Origin of the sequence: Nocardia sp. NPDC050413, assembly GCF_040655475.1 — a bacterium.
Lineage (GTDB): Bacteria > Actinomycetota > Actinomycetes > Mycobacteriales > Mycobacteriaceae > Nocardia > Nocardia coubleae.
This window is the reverse complement of sequence record NZ_JBFAJZ010000012.1, coordinates 93,200-111,820: the sequence shown is the minus strand read 5'-3', so window position 1 is coordinate 111,820 and position 18,621 is coordinate 93,200. Positions and strand designations below refer to the sequence as shown.

Here is an 18,621-nt window from a genome sequence, read left to right as displayed (position 1 = left end):
CGGTGAGCGATAGCGGCCCGGCGCGTGACGGCGGCTCGGTGGGCGACAGCGGCGTGAACGGCGACGGCCTGCAAGCAGGCGCGCGAGTGGCCGCACCTGCCGCCAAACCGGTGGTTCCAGTGATCTTGCTGGCCGTGGCGGCGGCCGGACTGTGGGCGTCGTCCCGGATGACATGGGTGACGGTGCAGTCGGCCGACGGCCTCACCGAACCGCGCACCGACAACCTCGACGGCGGCACCTGGTTCGGGGCGCTCACTCCGCTCGCGCTGGTGCTCGTCGCCGCGATCGCCGCCGTGTTCGCGGTGAAGGGCGTTCTGCGTCAGCTGCTCGGTGTGGTGGTCGCGGTGGTCGCCGCGGTGGCGGCCGTTCCCGGTTTCGCCCTGACCATCGGGGCGGGCAGAACGGCCGAACGGGCGGGCACGCTCGCCGAGCTGCCCGGCCGGGCGACGGTCACCGGCGCCGAAGCCCACGTCTTCCCGGCCGTGCTGTCGGTGCTGGCGGCGGCGTGCGCTCTGGCCGCGGGCGTATTGCTGACCAGGCGGGCCGAAACCACCGCCCAGTTGTCCGGCAAGTACGACAACCCCGTCTTCCGCCGGGCCGACGCCAGCGCCCAGGTGAACAAGTCCGACGGTGCCGCGCCGCTGTCGGACCGGGTGCTGTGGGATGCCCTCGACGCGGGCACCGACCCCACCGACACCGCCGACACCCCGGACGACGACGACCGCCCGGGCCGGCGCGAGCCGTGACCGGGCACGTGACCCCCGGCACCCCCGCCGCAGTGACACGCGCGGCGGCCATTTATTCTTGTCAGGCATCGGTGAGACAGCGCCCGGGGGGACTCTCGGGTGAGAAGTTCGTCTCCCCAGAAAGGATTCGAGCCAGATGACGGTACTCGACTCGATTCTCGACGGGGTTCGGGCGGATGTTGCCGCTCGCGAAGCCCTCCTCGATTTTCAGGCGATCAAAGCTGCCGCGGCCGCCGCGAAGGCACCGCTTGACGCGCGCGCCGCGCTGCACGAGGACGGGATCGGTGTCATCGCCGAGGTGAAGCGGTCCAGCCCCTCCAAGGGCGCGCTGGCCGACATTCCCGATCCGGCCGTCCTGGCCAAGGCCTACGAAGACGGTGGCGCCCGCATCATCAGCGTGCTCACCGAGCAGCGCCGCTTCGGCGGGTCGCTCGACGATCTCGACGCCGTGCGCGCCGCGGTGAACATCCCGGTGCTGCGCAAGGACTTCGTCGTCGGGCCGTACCAGATCCACGAGGCCCGCGCCCACGGCGCCGACGTGATCCTGCTGATCGTGGCCGCACTCGAACAAGACGTGCTGTCCTCGCTGATCGACCGCACCGAATCACTCGGTATGACCGCTCTGGTGGAAGTACACACCGAAGAGGAAGCCGATCGTGCCCTGGAAGCGGGCGCCTCGGTGATCGGTGTGAACGCGCGCAATCTCAAGACCCTCGAGGTCGACCGCGATGTGTTCGCCCGGATCGCGCCCGGTCTGCCCTCGGAGGTCATCCGGGTGGCCGAGTCCGGCATCCGTGGCACCGCCGACCTGCTGGCCTACGCCGGTGCGGGCGCCGACGCGGTGCTCGTCGGTGAAGGCCTGGTGACCAGCGGAAACCCGCGCGCCGCCGTCTCCGACCTGGTGACCGCCGGCGCCCACCCCTCCTGCCCGAAGCCCGCACGGCGGAGCATCCGATGAGCGCCCTGCCCCAGGCCAGCGCGGGGGTGGCCCAGCACAGCGACTACGAGCCCGACGCGGGCGGGCACTTCGGTGTCTATGGCGGACGGCACGTTCCCGAGGCGTTGATGGCCGTGATCGAGGAGGTCACCGCCGAATACGACAAGGTGCGTTCCGATCACACCTTCCTCGACGAGCTCGACCGGCTGCAGCGCGACTACACCGGTCGTCCCTCGCCGGTGTTCGAATGCACCCGGCTGGCCGAACATGCCGGTGGCGCGAGGATTTTCCTCAAGCGTGAGGACCTGAACCACACCGGTTCGCACAAGATCAACAATGTGCTCGGTCAGGCCCTGCTCGCCAAGCGGATGGGCAAGACCCGCGTCATCGCCGAGACCGGTGCCGGTCAGCACGGTGTTGCCACCGCCACCGCCTGCGCGCTGCTCGGCCTGGACTGCGTGATCTACATGGGTGCGGTCGACACGGCCCGCCAGGCGCTCAATGTGGCCCGGATGCGCCTGCTCGGCGCCGAGGTGATCTCGGTGACCAGTGGTTCGCAGACCCTCAAGGACGCCATCAACGAGGCGCTGCGCGACTGGGTCACCCACGCCGACGACACCTACTACTGCTTCGGCACCGCCGCGGGCCCGCACCCGTTCCCGCTGATGGTGCGTGATTTCCAGCGCGTGGTCGGCATGGAGGCGCGCGAGCAGATGCTCGAGCGCGCCGGTCGCCTGCCCGACGCCGTGGTGGCGTGTGTGGGTGGCGGCTCCAACGCCATCGGCATCTTCCACGCCTTCATCCCCGACGCGGGCGTGCGGCTCGTCGGTTACGAAGCGGCCGGCGACGGCGTCGAAACCGGAAGGCACGCAGCTACTTTCACCGGCGGTACGCCCGGTGCGTTCCAGGGCGCCTACTCGTACCTGCTGCAGGACGAGGACGGCCAGACCATCGAATCGCATTCGATCTCGGCCGGTCTGGACTACCCGGGTGTCGGTCCCGAGCACGCCCACCTCAAGGACATCGGCCGCGCCGAGTACGCGCCGATCACCGACACCGAGGCGATGGACGCGCTGCTGCTGCTCTCCCGTTCGGAGGGCATCATCCCGGCGATCGAGTCCGCCCATGCCGTGGCCGGTGCGCTGAAGCTCGGCAAGGAACTCGGCGAGGGCGCCATCATCCTGGTCAACCTGTCCGGTCGTGGCGACAAGGACATGGACACCGCGGGCCGCTGGTTCGGTCTGTTCGACGACAACGCCGAGGAGAACGCTCAGTGAGTCAGCAGTCGCGCCTGGCCAATACGTTCGCGGCCGCGCGCAGCGAGGGACGGGCGGCGCTCATCGGGTATCTGCCCGCGGGCTACCCCGATCTGGCCGGTTCCATCGAGGTGTGCCGGGCGATGGTCGAATCCGGTTGCGACATCGTGGAAGTCGGCGTCGCCTACTCCGACCCCGTGATGGACGGCCCGGTCATCCAGGCCGCCGCCGAGCAGGCGCTGCGCAGCGGCGTGCGCGTGCGCGACGTGTTCTCCGTCGTCGAGGCGATCACCGACGCCGGCGGTCAGGCCGTGGTGATGAGCTACTGGAACCCGGTCCTCAAGTACGGCGTCGACAACTTCGCCCGCGATCTGGCCGCTGCGGGCGGCGCGGGCATCATCACCCCCAACCTGATCCCCGACGAGGCCGACGACTGGTTCGTCGCGTCGTCCACCCACAACCTGGACCGCATCTTCCTCGTCGCCCCGTCCTCCACGGAGGAACGCTTGGTCAAGACCCTGGAAGCCTCCCGCGGTTTCATCTACGCCGCCTCCACCATGGGCGTCACCGGCGCCCGCGACGCCGTCTCCTCCGCCGCCCCCGCCCTCTGCTCCCGCATCCGCGCCCACTCCGACATCCCGATCGGCGTCGGCCTCGGCGTCCGCTCCGGCGCCCAGGCCGCCGAGATCGCCGCCTACGCCGACGGCGTCATCGTCGGCTCGGCGTTGGTATCAGCCGCCGCCCAGGGTCTGGACGCAGTACGCGCTCTGACCGCCGAACTCGCCGACGGCGTTCGCTCCCGGGTTCCCGGCCGAGTTCAAGATGCGTCGTCGGCACACCGCTGACGCGTAGGCCGAACGTCGCTGATCAACGGCATCAGCCTTTCAGGGCCGAATTGATCCGATCGGTGAGGACCGCTAGTGAGCCGGTTATCTGTGGTTCCTGGTAGCCGGTGCGGTACCGAGCCTCCAGTGGTCCCAAGCCTGTCCAAACTACGTCGAGGAGGCGTGGCCACAGTTCGCAGATGTGCCTAGGAACGTATCGCACTGCCTCCTCGTCTGCCTTTAGTCGCTGTTCGGGCCTGGGCGGCAATTCCGGCAGGATTCCTGTGTCGTCCACGATCGAAAATCTCACCCTTGAAGCCGGGTCGAGATCTCTCGGCAGAGATCGAACCAAGCCGCAAAGAAATCGATCGATTTCGTATGTCCAACCTTGCTCGGACATCAGCGGTCCGCGGAAGTTGGGAATTTCTTTCGTAACTTGTCGGATGATCTTGAATGTAGGCGCATCGATAACGAATCCCGGACTGGCGTGCAACTGACTGATGTCCTCTCTGACTTCATTCGAGATCCTCGAACGTTTCTTTGCCGTTCGCCGGCGTGAACACCGTACCGGCGGGCGGGTCCTCGATCACCAATGCCTTTTTGCTATCGTCCCAATAGGCGGTCCGGCCATTGCTGAGATATCTCTGCTCGGTCGCAATTTCGCCGTCGAGAACCTTGCGTACGTACTCCGCCAAGCTCGTAGCTGGAACGCCCGCGACGTAATGAGTACCGTCGCCTTGTTGTGCGCGCCCGTTCGCGTGTTCGGCGATCTTTGTTGCGATTTCCTTGGTGACAGGGTCGTCCCCGCCGAGTGCGCCGTCATCGGAGGTTAGCAGAATCTCCAGCCCGACGATGGTCAGCAGATCACCATTTGTCACCTCAGCCGTGGTGAAGGTGAGGGTGCTGAGTGTGGTGAGGAAGAAGTTGGCGGGATCGGCAATGGCTCTCGCGGCGTCGTCCAGGAAGTCGATCTCGACCTGAACCTTGTCGTCGCCGGGTGACTGCTGTTTGCTCGGTGTCTTCCCCTTCGTCGCTGGCTCATTGACATTCACAGTCGACCGCCCGATCGATATGGCGGCGACGGTGACAACCGCCGCGAACTGGGTGTTCATGTCCGCGCGCATTTTCGTCAGGGCCACGTTGTGGGCCTCGACCGCGTTCGCGATGTCGCGGGCGGCGGTGCGGATCTCGCGGAGGCTGTGCGCGAGTTTTCGAAGGTTTGCTGTGTGGTTCGGGATGTCCTTAGGAACCTTGTCGCCGAAGCCTTGGTCCAGTCCGTCGGCGACGGTCAGCAGTTGTCCCACGCCGTATTCGAGAGGATCCGAGTTGGCGAAGGTCTTCCACATTTTTGCGACACGGGCGAGTTTGTCGGTGTCTCCGTCGGGAACCTGGCCGCCCGTGACGAGGGTGGTCACCTTCTCCTGTAGTTCGGTCCAGTTTGTCTGAAGTCCGTTGGTGTAGGCCCCAGAGGAGGCGATGCCGATTACCGCGCCTGTGCCGTAGGGTAGCTCGGACGGGATGCCCGTGGGCTTGGACGGTGGGTCGCCTTTGTTGGGGTCGCGGTTGGCGGTGTGTTCCCCGGTCTTCCAGTTGTAGCTGGACGCGGTCAGTACATCCCCGAAGCGTTGTAGAGCCCGCGCGAAGTTTGTCGCGACCATTGTCAACGCGGCGGCACGGGAGTCGTACGCTTGTGACCAGGTCTTGACCGCGTCGTAGCCGCCGGCCATCGCGCTTGTTTCCAACAGTACGGTCTGCGGCGTTTCGTAGACAGTTTGGAATTTTGTCGACAGGTCGTAGCACGCTTTGGCTGCGCTGTCATAGGTCTGTGGCGAGATTGCAGCCAAGGAAGTCAGCCACCGCTCATTCTCAGATTGATTTCTTGTGCTGCGCTGTAGGCGTCGCGGGCTGTGACGGCGGCGTTGTGCATCTGAGTGAGTCCTTCGATTACCGTGGCAGCCCCGGTAGCCCATTCTCGGTAGGCTTCCTCTTGAGCGTCGGCAGCCGCTCCCTGCCAGTTCTGCTGGATGGCGGCGACTCGGTTGTTGATGCCGTCGAGGCTATCGGTGAGGAAGCCGATGAATCCATTGGCGCGGCTGATGAGCTGGTCCAACTCATCGATATCGAATGTGAAGTCGCGGGAATCGTCGGCCATCACATGTTCAATTGTGGTAAGTCGAGCGAACTCAGAGCGCTGGAGTTGGAGACGTCCTGGTTGACAACGGCTTTGCTGACAACGCCCAGCAGTTCGCCCATGGTCGCGAGGGCATTCAGTACGTCTGCGGCGCCCTTCTTGGTTTCAGTCCAGCCGTCGCCGAATGCGTCTGCCGCCGCACCGCTCCAATTGTCCAGGGCAGTCGATACCTCGCGGTCAAGCGTGCCGAGTCCGTTGATCAGGGACTCCGCGACCTGCTGGATATAGACACCGGCATCGGTAACCTCGGCTGGAACCATCGCGAAAACCGTTCCAGGCATGTCGTTTTCACCCGCCACGGGTCCCCCATTCTCGAGCCGACGGCGCCAGCCTAGACACGGCAGTGCGTGGCTGCAACAGGCGGCTTCAACCCAGATCGGATGGCGGGATCCGCCGTCCGAGGTCTTCGACAGGATGCCCGAGAAGGGCGGGTGTCCGGGGACCATCTGAGTTGCGGATGCGCTGTAACGTGGTGGCCGTGAACTCAGTCCTGGCCTATATTCCGAGTCCGCCGCAGGGTGTGTGGCAGCTCGGACCATTCCCGTTGCGGGCTTACGCGCTGTGCATCATCCTCGGCATCATCGTGGCCATCTGGTGGGGTGAACGCCGGTGGCAGCAGCGTGGTGGGCAGGCCGGGGCGGTGCTCGATGTGGCCATGTTCGCGGTGCCGTTCGGGCTGGTCGGCGGCCGGATCTATCACGTGGCCACCGACTGGCACAAATACTTCGGTCCGGACAAGAACCCTGTCGAGGCGCTCTACATCTGGCAGGGCGGGCTCGGCATCTGGGGTGCGGTGTTCTTCGGTGGCATCGGTGCCTGGATCGCCTGCCGCATCTACAAGATCCCGCTGCCGGCGCTCGGTGACGCCATCGCCCCGGCGGTGCTGCTCGCCCAGGCGATCGGCCGGCTCGGCAACTACTTCAACCAGGAGCTCTACGGTCGCACCACCGAGGTGCCGTGGGGTCTCGAGATCTACGCCCGCTACGACACCGAGACGGGCGCGCGCGACATGATGAACGGGGTGTCCACCGGGCAGGTGCTCGAGGTGGTCCACCCGACGTTCCTCTACGAGATGATCTGGAACGTGCTCGTCGTAGTGCTGCTCGTGCAGATCGACAAGCGGTACCGGATCGGGCACGGCCGCCTGTTCGCGCTCTACGTCGCCGGATACAGCTTCGGCCGGTTCTTCGTCGAGCTGATGCGCAGCGACGAGGCGACCCACGTGCTCGGCATCCGGGTCAACTCGTTCACCTCCGCGCTCGTCTTCCTCGGCGCCATGGCCTACTTCGCGCTGGCGACCAAGGGCCGCGAGGACCCGGCCCTGCTGCAGCCCGGCGCGGCGCCGCGCCCGTGGCCGTGGCAGCTGTCGAAGCTGCGTGCGCTCGGTGCGGCCGAGAATGCCGACGGCGGACAGGTCGACCTCGCGAAAAAGTCGGATTCCGGAGCGCGAGACAATGATTCGGCCGTGACCACCACCGAACCGGCCGCAGACGCGGCCGCCACCGGGGAAGAGTCCGCCACCGAGGCCGACGAGGCGGGCGCCACCGGGGAAGAGTCCGCCACCGAGGTCGACGAGGCAGGCGAGCCGACGAAATCGGACGCGAAGAAGGCCTGATCCCTCGCGGAACCGAACTGATCGACGGGTGTTCGTCAACACGACGAACACCCGTCGCGATATTCCCGTGAGTGCTGCGTGCTCGTGACGACGAGGCACCCGAGAAGACAACGGCCGGTGGTACCGGCCACAATGACCGTGATCGTCGCGGGCGCACCGCCGTTCGGCCGATCACCACATGGCCGGGGGCCACGACGGGTACCCGCACGAATGATGGAGGACATGAGTGACCGACCCCTACAACCCCAATCCGCAATACGGCCCTGATCTGAGCAAGCAGCCCGATTCGGGCGCGCACCAGCAGTACGGTCAGCCGGCCTACGGCCAGCAGCCGTCGGACCCGTACGCCCAGCAGCCCGGTTACGGCCAGCCGCAGTACGGCGCGCCGCAGCCGCAGTACGGTCAGCCCGCCGACCCGTACGCCCAGCAGCAGCCCGGCTACGGCCAGCCGCAGCCGTACGGCATGCCGCAGGGGTACAACCCGGCCGACCCGGAGGCCCCCTACGGCCGGGACATGTACGGGGTTCCGTTCTCGGACAAGCAGAAGCTGATGGCCGGTCTGCTCGAGATCTTCCTCGGTAGCTTCGGTGTCGGCCGCTTCTACCTCGGCTACACCGGTCTCGGCATCGCCCAGATCGCGGTGGTCTGGCTGACCTGCGGTATCGGCGCCATCTGGCCGCTGATCGACGGCATCATGATGCTCACCGGCAAGGTGCCCGACGCGCAGGGCCGCCCGCTGCGCGACTGAGCCGGCACGCGTCGCCGACGGGTGTCCTGCCTCGGCAGGGCACCCGTCGTGTTTCCCCGGTCCCATTCCGATCGCGATGAGCGATACTCTGTGTCGGTCGTGCGCGGCGCCGTAGCGTCGCTTGGCCTGCGCGTGTTCCGGCGCGCAGCGGAGAAAGGGATGTCCGTGCGCAAAGTTCTTGCCGCCGTCGTACTCGCCGTCGTCGCGGCGACGGGTCTGTCGGCCTGCTCGTCCGCGTCCGACCCGAATGTGCTGAAGGTGGGCACCGAGGGCACCTACGCGCCGTTCAGCTACCAGGAGAACGGCGAGCTCACCGGATACGACGTCGAGGTCGCCCGCGCGGTCGGCGAGAAGCTCGGCAAGCGGGTCGAATTCGTGCAGACACCGTGGGACTCGATCTTCGCCGGACTGGAATCCAAGCGTTTCGACCTGGTCGCCAATCAGGTGACGATCAACCCCGAGCGCACCGCGAAGTACTCGCTGTCGCAGCCGTACACCACCTCCGAGGGCGTGATCGTCACGCGCGCCGACAACACCGACATCACCGGCCTGGCCTCGCTCGCGGGCAAGACCACCGCGCAGTCGGCCACCAGCAACTGGAGCCAGGTCGCCAAGGACGCGGGTGCGAAGGTCGAGGCGGTCGAGGGCTTCGTGCAGGCGGTGCAGCTGCTGAAGGCGGGTCGCGTCGACGCCACCGTCAACGACACTCTCGCGGTGGGTGAGTACACCAAGAAGACCGCTGACACCGGTATCAAGATCGCCGCCAAGACCGGCGAGGTCAGCAAGCAGGCCTTCGCCGGACGCAAGGACGACGCCGCGCTGGTCGCCGATGTCGACCGCGCGCTCGCCGAGCTGGCCGCCGACGGCACCCTGGCCCGCCTGTCGGACAAGTACTTCGGCACCGACGTCAGCAAGTAGCGGATGGATCAGGCGACCTGGGAGCTGATCCGGCGCAACCTGTGGCCGATGCTCGAGGCGACGGTCACGATGACGTTGCCGCTCACCGCGATCAGCTTCGTCATCGGTCTGGCCATCGCGGTGGGTGTCGCGCTGGCCAGGATGTCGGCGCGGCGGGTGCTGTCGTGGCCCGCCCGCTTCTACATCTCGATCATTCGCGGCACCCCGCTGCTGGTTCAGCTGTTCATCGTGTTCTACGCGCTGCCACAGTTCGGCGTCGTCATCGATCCGTTCCCGGCGGCGGTGATCGCGTTCAGCCTGAATGTGGGCGGGTACGCCGCCGAGGTGGTTCGCTCCTCGATCATGAGCGTGGCCCACGGTCAGTGGGAGGCGTCCGAATCGCTGGGCATGACGTATGTGCGAACACTGTGGTACGTCGTGTTCCCGCAGGCCGCCCGGATCGCGGTTCCCCCGCTGTCCAACACCTTGATCTCGCTGGTGAAGGACACCTCACTGGCTTCGACCATCCTGGTCACCGAACTGCTGCGCACCGCCCAGCTCGCCGCCGCCCCCACCTTCGACTTCTTCGCCCTCTACGGCGTCGCTGCCCTCTACTACTGGGCCATCTGCCTGGTCCTCGGCTTCGCCCAGACCCGCCTGGAAACCCGGCTCTCGCGCCACGTCGCTGTTCGGTAGCCAGAGCTCTTTCGGTGAACACGAAGGGAACTCGGGGTGCGACGCGGCAGGCGAAAAGACTGGGCGCTCCCCGAGTACTAGGCTGAGGGGCGTGATGCGACGAACGAAGATTGTGTGCACCCTCGGGCCGGCCACTGCCTCCCAGGACCGAATTCGTGAGCTCGTCGAAAGCGGCATGGATGTAGCCCGGCTGAACTTCAGCCACGGCGAGCACGCCGACCACGCCGACAACTACAAGATGGTCCGCGCGGCCTCCGACGAGACCGGTCGCGCGGTCGGCATCCTCGCCGATCTGCAGGGCCCCAAGATCCGTCTCGGCCGCTTCACCGAGGGCAAGACCCACTGGGCGACCGGTGAGCAGGTGCGGATCACCGTGGACGACGTCGACGGCTCCCACGACCGGGTGTCGACCACCTACAAGGAACTCGCCCAGGACGCCAAGGCCGGTGACCGCCTGCTCGTCGACGACGGCAAGGTCGGGCTCACCGTCGAGGCCGTCGAGGGCAACGACGTGGTGTGCCGGGTCACCGAGGGTGGCCCGGTGAGCAACAACAAGGGCCTGTCGCTGCCCGGCATGAACGTGTCGGTGCCCGCGCTGTCCGGCAAGGACGTCGAAGACCTCGAGTTCGCGCTGAAGCTCGGCGTCGACTTCATCGCCCTGTCGTTCGTGCGCTCGCCGTCCGATATCGAACTCGTACACGAGATCATGGACCGGGTCGGGCGCCGGGTGCCGGTGATCGCCAAGCTGGAGAAGCCGGAGGCGATCGAGAACCTCGAGGCCATCGTGCTCGCCTTCGACGCGGTGATGGTCGCGCGCGGTGACCTCGGTGTCGAGTTGCCGCTCGAGCAGGTGCCGCTGGTGCAGAAGCGCGCGATCCAGATGGCGCGCGAGAACGCCAAGCCGGTCATCGTCGCTACCCAGATGCTCGAATCGATGATCGAGAACTCCCGCCCCACCCGCGCGGAGGCATCCGACGTCGCGAACGCGGTGCTCGACGGCGCCGACGCGGTGATGCTGTCGGGGGAGACCTCGGTCGGCGCCTGGCCGATCGACGCGGTGCGCACCATGGCCCGCATCGTCACCGCCGTGGAGTCCGAGACGTCGCGGGTGCCACCGCTGACCCACGTCCCGCGCACCAAGCGCGGCGTGATCTCCTACGCCGCGCGCGACATCGGTGAGCGCCTCAACGCCCGCGCCCTCGTCGCGTTCACCCAGTCCGGTGACACCGTGCGCCGCCTGGCCCGCCTGCACACCCCGCTGCCGCTGCTCGCGTTCACCCCGCTGCCGGAGGTGCGCAGTCAGCTGACGCTCACCTGGGGCACCGAAACCTTCATCGTGCCCATGGTCGACAGCACGGATGCGATGATCCACCAGGTGGATCAGGCGTTGCTGTCGCTGGATCGGTACCGCAAGGGCGACCTGGTCGTCATCGTGGCAGGCTCCCCGCCGGGTACCGTCGGTTCCACCAACCTGATCCACGTGCACCGCATCGGCGAAGAGGACCATTAGCAGTGAGTAGTTCGGTAGACGAGATGATCGACATCGGGCCCGGCGAGCCGACATCCGACCTGCGGGTGCTGCTCGACCTGCTCGACCTGGAGCAGATCAGCGAAGACGTCTACCTGGGCAACCATCCGGAGAAGGTGTGGAGCCGCACCTTCGGTGGTCAGCTCGTCTCCCAGGCGATCGTCGCCGCGGGACGTACCGCGGGTGATCGCCCGCTGCACGCGATCAACGCGCATTTCGTGCGCGGCGGCGACGTGAAGAAGCCGATCGAGTACCACGTGCAGCGGCATCGCGACGGGCGCGCGCTGGCCAACCGGACGGTGACCGCCAGCCAGGACGGCCAGGAGCTGTTCGTCATGCTGGCCGCGTTCCAGGACTGGGGCAAGGGTCTCGAGCACGCCCACGACGCGCCCGTGGTGCCCGATCCGGAGTCGTTACCCCGGATCGAGGAGCATTTCGCGGGGTTCGAGGACAAGCTCGAGATGTTCATCAACGCCCCGCACCCGATCGATATGCGCTACACCAACGATCCGGCGTGGATTCTCAAGGGCACCGGCGCCAAGCTCAACCACAACCGGGTGTGGATGCGCACCGACGGTTCCCTGCCCGACGATCCGCTGCTGCACGTGGCGGCGCTCGGCTATTCGTCGGACACCACGGTGCTCGATTCGATCATCACCACGCACGGTTTGTCGTGGGGGCTGGACCGGATTCTCGCGGCGACGGTGAATCATTCGATCTGGTTCCATCGCCCGTTCCGGTTCGACGACTGGTCGCTGTACGCCACCGAGTCGCCGGTGGCGGCGGGTTCGCGCGGACTGGCGACGGGCCGGTTCTATTCGCGCAGTGGCGAATTGCTCGCCACCACGGTGCAAGAGGGCGTCATCCGCCACTTCCCGGCGCGCTGAGGCAGATATTTCAGAGGCGCTCGACGTCGGGTTCGAACTCGACGTCGCTGCGCTGATGAGCGCGCAGCGTGAACGGCACCGTCTGGTCCGCGCCGTACACGGCGAGTGCCAGCCCGGATTCGAGGTCGGCGATGTCGTCGTCGCTGAGGTCGGTGGGTTCACCGACCAGGCTCAGCGCGATCTCGAAGGTCGCCTCGGTCTCCGGCTGGTGCCCGGGATGGCTTGCGCGCCACTGGTTTTCGAGGTCCTGGTGGACGGTGTCGGTGGCGTCGACCGGGAGGGTGAAGCGCCAGGCGAAGACGTCGCGGTCCTGGATGTGGTCGGCGAGGACGCCTCGGATATCGGCGACGATGCGGTCGAGGACGTCCGGGGTCACATACACATGGAGAGAAACATCCGAAATGCGTTTCGGCATGTCCGAGTCCTGTCGTGTGTCGAACCAGCATGGGAAACTTCCACGTCCGCGCCGAAGTGTAATCGGTGTCCGCTCTCGCGAACAGACCTTCATCTCCTGCGTTGCGCGGCGAGGAAGGCCGCGAGCGGGCGCGCACCGCCGGGCTCGATCACCAGTCCCGGTCGTTCGTCCTCGCTGAGTTTGGTCTGCTCGTGCGGTGCGAGCGCGCTCAGTAGGGGGAAGAGCACCTCGGCGATGCGGTCGCCGACCTCGACGAATGCCTCGGCGGACAGTCCGATCGGGTCGGCGATGTTCTCCCGGCCCACATAGGCGAGGTCGTTGCGGGCGCGGTGCAGTGCCGCAATGGATTTCGCGCCGGTGACCTTGGCGATGCGGTGCGCCTCGATGAGGGTGAACGTGCGCGGCGCGGCGCCGAAGGCCAGTTCGGCCACCTGGTCACGTAATGCCTCGGTCATGGTGAGCACCAGATCGGCGCGATCGACCATTTCGGGCTTGAGTTTGCGGGCCTTGAATCCGGTGGTGTCGCCACCGAGCCCGGCGATCGTCTCCGCCGCGAGCGGTTCGGCCGGAAAACCGACGAGGGCACGGGTTCCCGCGCTTTCGGCGGTGAGGCCTGGCAGTCCGTTGTGCGCCGCGAATGCCCGGGTGAGCCGTTCGGCGATCACCGAGCGGCAGACATTGGAGTTGCAGACGAACAGCACGTGCATACCGATACCGTAATCCCGGTCATTGTCGTGCAGTAGGCCAGAATTGTAACCATCACAAGCGTGCTGCTATTTATTCACCTTTCGGTTGAATTCCGTACATTCATCGCGGCGCGAAATCCGTTGTGTGTGACCGTGATACCCGTGTGATCGGGGTGGTAAACCTTCGTTCCAGATGTGTCGATCATCACTGGTTCCGGACCGTGATAATTCGATTCGGAAATAAATTCCGATCGACCGGTCATTGCCGCGAACCCGCGCGGCGGGCCGGGGGTCGACCGTGGGCTGGGCCCGGTTCGCTTCCGGGCGTGCCGGGACGCTATAGTGACCGCGGTGCGCCGGGTTGGCGGAACTGGCAGACGCGACGGTCTCAAAAACCGTTGTCCGAAAGGACGTGTGGGTTCGAGTCCCACACTCGGCACCACGGCGGAAGCGCGGCATCGGCCGCGCTCCGCGGGGGAGTATCTGTCGCGGGGCACGCGATGACCTCGCACACGTGTCACCCGCGGTTCCGGCAGCTCCACGCATTCGGAAGTGGACGCGATAGGTACTCTCGACATCGGCAGTCGGAATCCAGAGGGGTCGAACCTATGAGCACGAATGCAGCAGGCGCTGGCGCCGCGGGTGACGTGGTGGCCAAGCGCGTTGTCGTGGCCGAGGACGAGGCCCTCATCCGCATGGACCTCGTGGAAATGCTCAAAGAAGAGGGCTACGACGTCGTCGGCGAGGCCGGCGACGGTCAGCAGGCCGTCGAGCTGGCCGAGCAGCTGCGCCCCGATCTGGTGATCATGGACGTGAAGATGCCGCGCCGCGACGGCATCGATGCCGCCGCCGAGATCGCGACGAAACGTGTTGCGCCCGTGGTGATCCTGACCGCGTTCAGTCAGCGCGACCTGGTCGAGCGGGCGCGTGACGCCGGCGCGATGGCCTATCTGGTGAAGCCGTTCACCAAGTCGGATCTGGTGCCCGCGATCGAACTCGCGGCCAGCCGCTTTCACGAAATCTCCGCGCTGGAAACAGAAGTCGCGAATCTGTCCGATCGGCTCGAGACCCGCAAACTGGTCGAGCGCGCCAAGGGCGTGCTCATGCAGACCCAGGGTTTGACCGAACCCCAGGCGTTCAAATGGATTCAGCGCACGGCGATGGATCGGCGCACCACCATGAAGGCGGTGGCCGAAGTCGTGCTGGAGAACCTCACCCCGCAGTGACGCCGAACCGTAAAGCTCCGGTGTGCGCCCAGGAAACCGGAAAAACTTTACGTAAGCGAAACAATAACGTGAACTACGACGGCACAAGAAGCATCCGACATGATGCGAATGTGATGCGCGTCTAACAAACCGGCGATATGTTCTGTCCGGGTCGAACGTGGGTCGGCCCCCTCGGTGACCCCGGGGTGCACAGGACATAGAGGTGAGACGTGCTCAGTTCGACATGGCGCAGTCGTTCGACGCGAGGAGTTCTGGTAATCGGAGCTGCCGCGTCGTTGGTGTTGTCCGGATGTAGTGACAAGTCGTCCGACGGCGGCGGTGGCGGCAACACCGACCTCTCCATCCAGCCCGTCGTGCAGCTCGATACCGAGGGCAAGGCCGTCGCCCAGACCGATGCGGGCGCGGCCGCCGACCCGGCCGGTGACGGCAAGGCCAAGTGCGCGCCGACGAGCATCGCGATGGCCGGACCGCTGACCGGTGGCAACGCCGCGCTCGGCATCAACATCACCATGGGCGTCAAACTCGCCCTGGACAAGCACAACAAGGCGAACCCGGATTGCCAGGTCTCGGTCAAGGAATTCGACACCGAGGGCAAGCCGCAGAACGCCAGCCAGAAGATCCCGACCATCGTCGCCGATCCCAGCATCGTCGGCCTGATCGGCCCGACCTTCTCCGGTGAGACCAAGGCGACCGGCCAGATCCTCAGCGAGGCGGGCATGCCGACGCTGACCGCCTCGGCCACCAACCCGACGCTGACCCAGAACGGCTGGAAGACCTTCTTCCGCGGCCTGGGCAACGACAACTCGCAGGGCCCGGCCGTGGCGAACTACCTCACCAAGGAGAAGGGCTTCAAGAAGATCTGCGTCGTGCAGGACAACACCGACTACGGTGCCGGTCTCGCGCAGGCCTTCCTCACCGCGGCCGGCGGCGCCGCCGATCCCTCCTGCGCGGCCAACGTCAAGGAAGGCGACAAGGACTTCTCGGCGACGGTCTCCAAGCTGTCGGCGGCCAAGCCCGACGCCATCTTCTACGCCGGGTACTACGCCGAGGCCGCGCCGTTCGTGCAGCAGCTGCGTTCCGGTGGCGTGACCGCGACCTTCGTCTCCGCCGACGGCAGCAATGATCCCGAGTTCGTGCGCCAGGCCGGTTCGTCGTCCAAGGACGCGCTGCTGTCGTGCCCGTGCAGCCCGGCGCCGGAGAAGTTCGCCGCCGAGTACACCGCGTTCAACGGACAGGCCCCCGGCGTCTACTCCGTCGAAGGCTACGACCTGGCCACGATCCTGCTCAAGGGCATCGACTCCGGCAAGGTGACCCGCGCCGACCTGGTCGAGTACGTCCGGACCTACACCGGCACCGGTGTGGCCCGTGAGTACAAGTGGGGCGAGACCGGCGAATTGGCCAACATCCAGATCTGGATGTACGAGGTCAAGTAGTCCCATCTGAGCGTGTTGCGGTGCGCGTGGCAGCTGTTGCCACGCGCACCGCTCGCCTGACGCGAGAGTAACCATGACATCAGCCGCATCGCTCGGTGTGATCCTGCTGGCCGAGGGGTCCATCGATTTCAATGTGTCCGGGGTGATCGACCAGTTCTGGAAACTGACGGTCGACGGTCTCACCTACGGCTCGATCTACGCGCTGGTCGCCGTCGGCTATACGCTGGTCTACGGCGTGCTGCGACTGATCAACTTCGCCCACTCCGAGATCTTCATGCTCGGTATGTTCGGTACGTACGTGGGGTTGGAGCTGCTCGGCTTCGCCCCGAGCGGCAATGTGTATTCCCAGGGTGTCGTCCTGACGATCACCTATCTCGGCCTGGCGATGCTGTTCGGCATGCTGGTCTCGGGCATCGCCGCCGTCGGCCTGGAACGCGTCGCCTACCGGCCACTGCGCAGGCGAGGCGCCAAACCACTCGCCTTCCTCATCACAGCGATCGGCATGTCGTTCGTGATCCAGGAATTCGTGCACTACATCCTGCCCAAGATCAAGCCGGGTCTCGGCGGTTCCAACGCGCAGACCGGCATCCGGCTGGTCGAGCCGAAGGTGCAGTTCACCTTCCTCGGCGCGCAGGTGACCAACGTGGCGCTCGTGATCTTCGCGGCGGCGATCGTGCTCGCGATCATCACCGAGGTCGTCATCAACCGGACCAAGTTCGGCCGTGGCATCCGCGCGGTGGCCCAGGATCCCGACACCGCGACCCTGATGGGCGTCTCGCGCGAGCGGGTCATCATGCTGACCTTCCTCATCGGCGGTCTGCTGGCCGGTGCGGCCGCCATGCTGTACACGCTCTACATTCCCACCGGCATCATCTTCTCCGGCGGATTTATTCTCGGTATCAAGGCTTTCAGCGCCGCGGTCCTCGGTGGCATCGGCAACCTGCGCGGCGCACTGCTGGGCGGGTTGATCCTCGGCGTCGCCGAGCAGTACGGGCAGATCCTGTTCGGCACCGAATGGCGTGACGTGGTCGCGTTCGTGCTGCTGGTGACCGTGCTGATGTTCCGGCCCACCGGCATCCTCGGCGAGAGTCTGGGGAGGGCACGCGCATGACCGACACGACGAGAACCACAGTGGCGCAACAGGACAAGCGTGGCATCGGCGACGCGATCCGCAGCTGGTGGGACGGGCTCTCGCGGCCCGGCCAGTGGGCGGTCGGCATCCCGGTGATCGCCGTGCTCGCGCTGCTTCCGCTGTTCCCGCCGCCGTTGCTCGACACGCCTGGCGCGAGTTTCGCGGGTGTGATGGCGCAGTTCGCCATGTACGCGCTGATCGCGATCGGCCTGAACGTGGTGGTCGGCCAGGCCGGTCTGCTCGACCTCGGTTACGTCGGCTTCTACGCCGTCGGCGCCTACACCGTCGGCCTGCTGACCAGCCCGAACAGTCCGTGGAACCAGACCGATGGTGGTTGGCTCGAACCAGGCTGGGCCTGGGTGGCGTGCCTGCCGCTCGCGGTGGCGCTCACCGCGGTGGCCGGCCTGATCCTCGGCGCGCCGACCCTGCGGTTGCGCGGTGACTACCTGGCCATCGTGACGCTCGGCTTCGGTGAGATCGTGCGCCTGATGGCCGACAACCTCGGCGATCTCACCAACGGCAGCCTCGGGTTGTCCAAGATCTCCTATCCGGAAGTCGGCGAGTCGGAGACCAAACCGGGCGGATTCTTCTCCCCGGGCAACCTCGGTGACCCCGACAGCTGGAATCCGTTCACCAGGGCGAGCAACGGCGCCTGGTGGTTCTGGCTCGGCCTGGCGCTGGTCGTGGTCGTGCTGCTGGTGATCGGCAACCTCGAGCGCAGCCGGGTCGGTCGCTCCTGGGTCGCGATCCGCGAGGACGAGGACGCCGCCGAGATCATGGGCGTGCCGACGTTCAAGTTCAAGCTGTGGGCGTTCGTGATCGGTGCGTCGGTAGGCGGCCTGTCGGGCGCGATGTACGCCGGTCAGGTCACCTACGTCAACCCCAAGCAGTTCGACATCATCTTGTCGATGCTGTTCCTGTGCGCGGTGGTGCTCGGCGGATCGGGCAACAAGCTCGGCGTGATCGTCGGCGCGTTCCTCATCGCCTACCTGCCGGTTCGGCTGCAATCGGTGCAGCTGGTGTCGAACGAATCGACCGGTTATCTGCTGCTCGCGGTCGATGTCGCCGTCCTGGTCGGGCTGTGGCTGCTGTGGCGCCGGCGAGGCAACACGCTGGGGGTGTGGGCCACGCGCGCGGTGACCACCGGCGCGGTGGTCGCGGTGATCCTCGGGCTGCTGTTGCTCGGCAGTGTGCTGCTGCACCGCCAGGGCGGCGCGCAGTCCCTCGGTGACCTGAAGTACCTCTACTTCGGCATCGCGCTGGTGGTGATGATGATTCTGCGACCGCAGGGCCTGTTCCCGGTGCGGCAGAAACTGCTCACCTACGGCAGACAGGTGTACCAGGCCGTGCGCAAGCCGGCCGAACTGATCGGAGCAAGGCGATGACCGGGCCGGGCGCGGGCGA

19 protein-coding genes and 1 tRNA gene are annotated in these 18,621 nt (G+C 66.3%); 15 read left to right on the top strand and 5 right to left on the bottom strand.

Translation table 11 applies throughout. The features are described from left to right. The first annotated feature begins 68 nt into the window (after nucleotides 1–68). From AB0I19_RS24440 to trpA, 4 genes are all read left to right on the top strand, one after another. On the top strand, nucleotides 69–746 hold the full coding sequence (locus AB0I19_RS24440; RefSeq protein ID WP_357151567.1) for a TIGR02234 family membrane protein: 678 nt from the start codon (nucleotides 69–71) through the stop codon (nucleotides 744–746). A gap of 136 nt (nucleotides 747–882) precedes the next feature. Continuing rightward, complete coding sequence (gene trpC, locus AB0I19_RS24435) at nucleotides 883–1,704, top strand: indole-3-glycerol phosphate synthase TrpC (protein ID WP_357151456.1); 822 nt, start codon at nucleotides 883–885, stop codon at nucleotides 1,702–1,704. Next, the gene (trpB, locus tag AB0I19_RS24430; RefSeq protein WP_357151454.1) at nucleotides 1,701–2,960 is read left to right on the top strand and encodes a tryptophan synthase subunit beta; all 1,260 of its coding nucleotides are present in this window, start codon (nucleotides 1,701–1,703) and stop codon (nucleotides 2,958–2,960) included. The genes trpC and trpB overlap by 4 nt, the downstream gene beginning before the upstream one ends. Continuing rightward, nucleotides 2,957–3,784 carry a tryptophan synthase subunit alpha gene (gene trpA, locus AB0I19_RS24425; RefSeq protein WP_357151452.1) on the top strand — a complete coding sequence of 276 codons (828 nt, stop codon included), beginning with the start codon at nucleotides 2,957–2,959 and terminating at the stop codon, nucleotides 3,782–3,784. Before trpB ends, trpA begins: the two co-directional genes overlap by 4 nt. Nucleotides 3,785–4,278: 494 nt before the next feature. Here trpA and AB0I19_RS24420 read toward each other — a convergent pair whose 3' ends face one another. The 3 genes from AB0I19_RS24420 to AB0I19_RS24410 are packed head-to-tail and all read right to left on the bottom strand — an operon-like array spanning nucleotide 4,279 to nucleotide 6,253. Continuing rightward, nucleotides 4,279–5,607: a hypothetical protein gene (locus AB0I19_RS24420; RefSeq protein WP_357151450.1), complete on the bottom strand. Its 1,329-nt coding sequence runs from the start codon at nucleotides 5,605–5,607 to the stop codon at nucleotides 4,279–4,281. A 5-nt stretch (nucleotides 5,608–5,612) separates the two neighbouring features. Next, nucleotides 5,613–5,915 carry a WXG100 family type VII secretion target gene (locus tag AB0I19_RS24415; protein ID WP_357151565.1) on the bottom strand — a complete coding sequence of 101 codons (303 nt, stop codon included), beginning with the start codon at nucleotides 5,913–5,915 and terminating at the stop codon, nucleotides 5,613–5,615. Then, nucleotides 5,915–6,253, bottom strand: coding sequence for a WXG100 family type VII secretion target (locus AB0I19_RS24410; RefSeq protein WP_357151448.1), 339 nt, complete (start codon nucleotides 6,251–6,253; stop codon nucleotides 5,915–5,917). Before AB0I19_RS24410 ends, AB0I19_RS24415 begins: the two co-directional genes overlap by 1 nt. Nucleotides 6,254–6,411: 158 nt before the next feature. Between AB0I19_RS24410 and lgt the strand changes: the two genes are divergently transcribed. The 6 genes from lgt (at nucleotide 6,412) to AB0I19_RS24380 (ending at nucleotide 12,325) form a co-directional block, all read left to right on the top strand. After that, on the top strand, nucleotides 6,412–7,569 hold the full coding sequence (gene lgt / locus AB0I19_RS24405) for a prolipoprotein diacylglyceryl transferase (protein ID WP_357151446.1): 1,158 nt from the start codon (nucleotides 6,412–6,414) through the stop codon (nucleotides 7,567–7,569). A 226-nt stretch (nucleotides 7,570–7,795) separates the two neighbouring features. Further along, nucleotides 7,796–8,317: an NINE protein gene (locus AB0I19_RS24400; protein ID WP_357151444.1), complete on the top strand. Its 522-nt coding sequence runs from the start codon at nucleotides 7,796–7,798 to the stop codon at nucleotides 8,315–8,317. Nucleotides 8,318–8,476: 159 nt separating this feature from the next. Next, on the top strand, nucleotides 8,477–9,235 hold the full coding sequence (locus tag AB0I19_RS24395; RefSeq protein ID WP_357151442.1) for an amino acid ABC transporter substrate-binding protein: 759 nt from the start codon (nucleotides 8,477–8,479) through the stop codon (nucleotides 9,233–9,235). A gap of 3 nt (nucleotides 9,236–9,238) precedes the next feature. Beyond that, nucleotides 9,239–9,910, top strand: coding sequence for an amino acid ABC transporter permease (locus AB0I19_RS24390; RefSeq protein ID WP_067498099.1), 672 nt, complete (start codon nucleotides 9,239–9,241; stop codon nucleotides 9,908–9,910). A 91-nt stretch (nucleotides 9,911–10,001) separates the two neighbouring features. Continuing rightward, the gene (gene pyk, locus AB0I19_RS24385; RefSeq protein WP_357151440.1) at nucleotides 10,002–11,420 is read left to right on the top strand and encodes a pyruvate kinase; all 1,419 of its coding nucleotides are present in this window, start codon (nucleotides 10,002–10,004) and stop codon (nucleotides 11,418–11,420) included. A gap of 23 nt (nucleotides 11,421–11,443) precedes the next feature. Continuing rightward, nucleotides 11,444–12,325, top strand: coding sequence for an acyl-CoA thioesterase II (locus tag AB0I19_RS24380; protein WP_067498093.1), 882 nt, complete (start codon nucleotides 11,444–11,446; stop codon nucleotides 12,323–12,325). 10 nt (nucleotides 12,326–12,335) lie between these two features. Here the strand turns inward: AB0I19_RS24380 and AB0I19_RS24375 are convergent, their stop codons facing one another. Beyond that, the gene (locus tag AB0I19_RS24375) at nucleotides 12,336–12,740 is read right to left on the bottom strand and encodes a hypothetical protein (RefSeq protein ID WP_357151438.1); all 405 of its coding nucleotides are present in this window, start codon (nucleotides 12,738–12,740) and stop codon (nucleotides 12,336–12,338) included. Nucleotides 12,741–12,829: 89 nt separating this feature from the next. After that, nucleotides 12,830–13,447, bottom strand: coding sequence for a protein tyrosine phosphatase (locus AB0I19_RS24370; protein WP_067498086.1), 618 nt, complete (start codon nucleotides 13,445–13,447; stop codon nucleotides 12,830–12,832). 334 nt (nucleotides 13,448–13,781) lie between these two features. On the opposite strand from AB0I19_RS24370, the gene AB0I19_RS24365 reads away from it, so the two are divergent. The 5 genes from AB0I19_RS24365 (at nucleotide 13,782) to AB0I19_RS24345 (ending at nucleotide 18,602) form a co-directional block, all read left to right on the top strand. After that, a tRNA-Leu gene (locus tag AB0I19_RS24365) sits at nucleotides 13,782–13,868 on the top strand. A 166-nt stretch (nucleotides 13,869–14,034) separates the two neighbouring features. Then, the gene (locus AB0I19_RS24360) at nucleotides 14,035–14,652 is read left to right on the top strand and encodes an ANTAR domain-containing response regulator (protein WP_067498083.1); all 618 of its coding nucleotides are present in this window, start codon (nucleotides 14,035–14,037) and stop codon (nucleotides 14,650–14,652) included. Between the two features lie 275 nt (nucleotides 14,653–14,927). After that, nucleotides 14,928–16,085, top strand: coding sequence for a branched-chain amino acid ABC transporter substrate-binding protein (locus tag AB0I19_RS24355; protein ID WP_067498080.1), 1,158 nt, complete (start codon nucleotides 14,928–14,930; stop codon nucleotides 16,083–16,085). Between the two features lie 73 nt (nucleotides 16,086–16,158). Then, nucleotides 16,159–17,196 (top strand): branched-chain amino acid ABC transporter permease, encoded by a 1,038-nt coding sequence (locus AB0I19_RS24350; protein ID WP_357151436.1) that lies wholly within the window; start codon nucleotides 16,159–16,161, stop codon nucleotides 17,194–17,196. After that, entirely contained in the window at nucleotides 17,193–18,602 is a 1,410-nt protein-coding gene (locus tag AB0I19_RS24345; RefSeq protein ID WP_357151434.1) for a branched-chain amino acid ABC transporter permease, read from the top strand. The genes AB0I19_RS24350 and AB0I19_RS24345 overlap by 4 nt, the downstream gene beginning before the upstream one ends. The last annotated feature ends 19 nt before the right edge of the window (nucleotides 18,603–18,621 follow it).

Coding starts and splice junctions, on each gene's coding strand:
- trpB (WP_357151454.1), top strand. CDS start 1,701: ATGAGCGCCCTGCCCCAGGCCAGCGCGGGGGTGGCCCAGCACAGCGAC.
- AB0I19_RS24350 (WP_357151436.1), top strand. CDS start 16,159: ATGACATCAGCCGCATCGCTCGGTGTGATCCTGCTGGCCGAGGGGTCC.
- AB0I19_RS24380 (WP_067498093.1), top strand. CDS start 11,444: ATGATCGACATCGGGCCCGGCGAGCCGACATCCGACCTGCGGGTGCTG.
- trpC (WP_357151456.1), top strand. CDS start 883: ATGACGGTACTCGACTCGATTCTCGACGGGGTTCGGGCGGATGTTGCC.
- AB0I19_RS24415 (WP_357151565.1), bottom strand. CDS start 5,915: ATGGCCGACGATTCCCGCGACTTCACATTCGATATCGATGAGTTGGAC.
- AB0I19_RS24345 (WP_357151434.1), top strand. CDS start 17,193: ATGACCGACACGACGAGAACCACAGTGGCGCAACAGGACAAGCGTGGC.
- lgt (WP_357151446.1), top strand. CDS start 6,412: ATGCGCTGTAACGTGGTGGCCGTGAACTCAGTCCTGGCCTATATTCCG.
- AB0I19_RS24395 (WP_357151442.1), top strand. CDS start 8,477: ATGTCCGTGCGCAAAGTTCTTGCCGCCGTCGTACTCGCCGTCGTCGCG.
- AB0I19_RS24360 (WP_067498083.1), top strand. CDS start 14,035: ATGAGCACGAATGCAGCAGGCGCTGGCGCCGCGGGTGACGTGGTGGCC.
- AB0I19_RS24375 (WP_357151438.1), bottom strand. CDS start 12,740: ATGCCGAAACGCATTTCGGATGTTTCTCTCCATGTGTATGTGACCCCG.
- AB0I19_RS24390 (WP_067498099.1), top strand. CDS start 9,239: ATGGATCAGGCGACCTGGGAGCTGATCCGGCGCAACCTGTGGCCGATG.
- AB0I19_RS24370 (WP_067498086.1), bottom strand. CDS start 13,447: ATGCACGTGCTGTTCGTCTGCAACTCCAATGTCTGCCGCTCGGTGATC.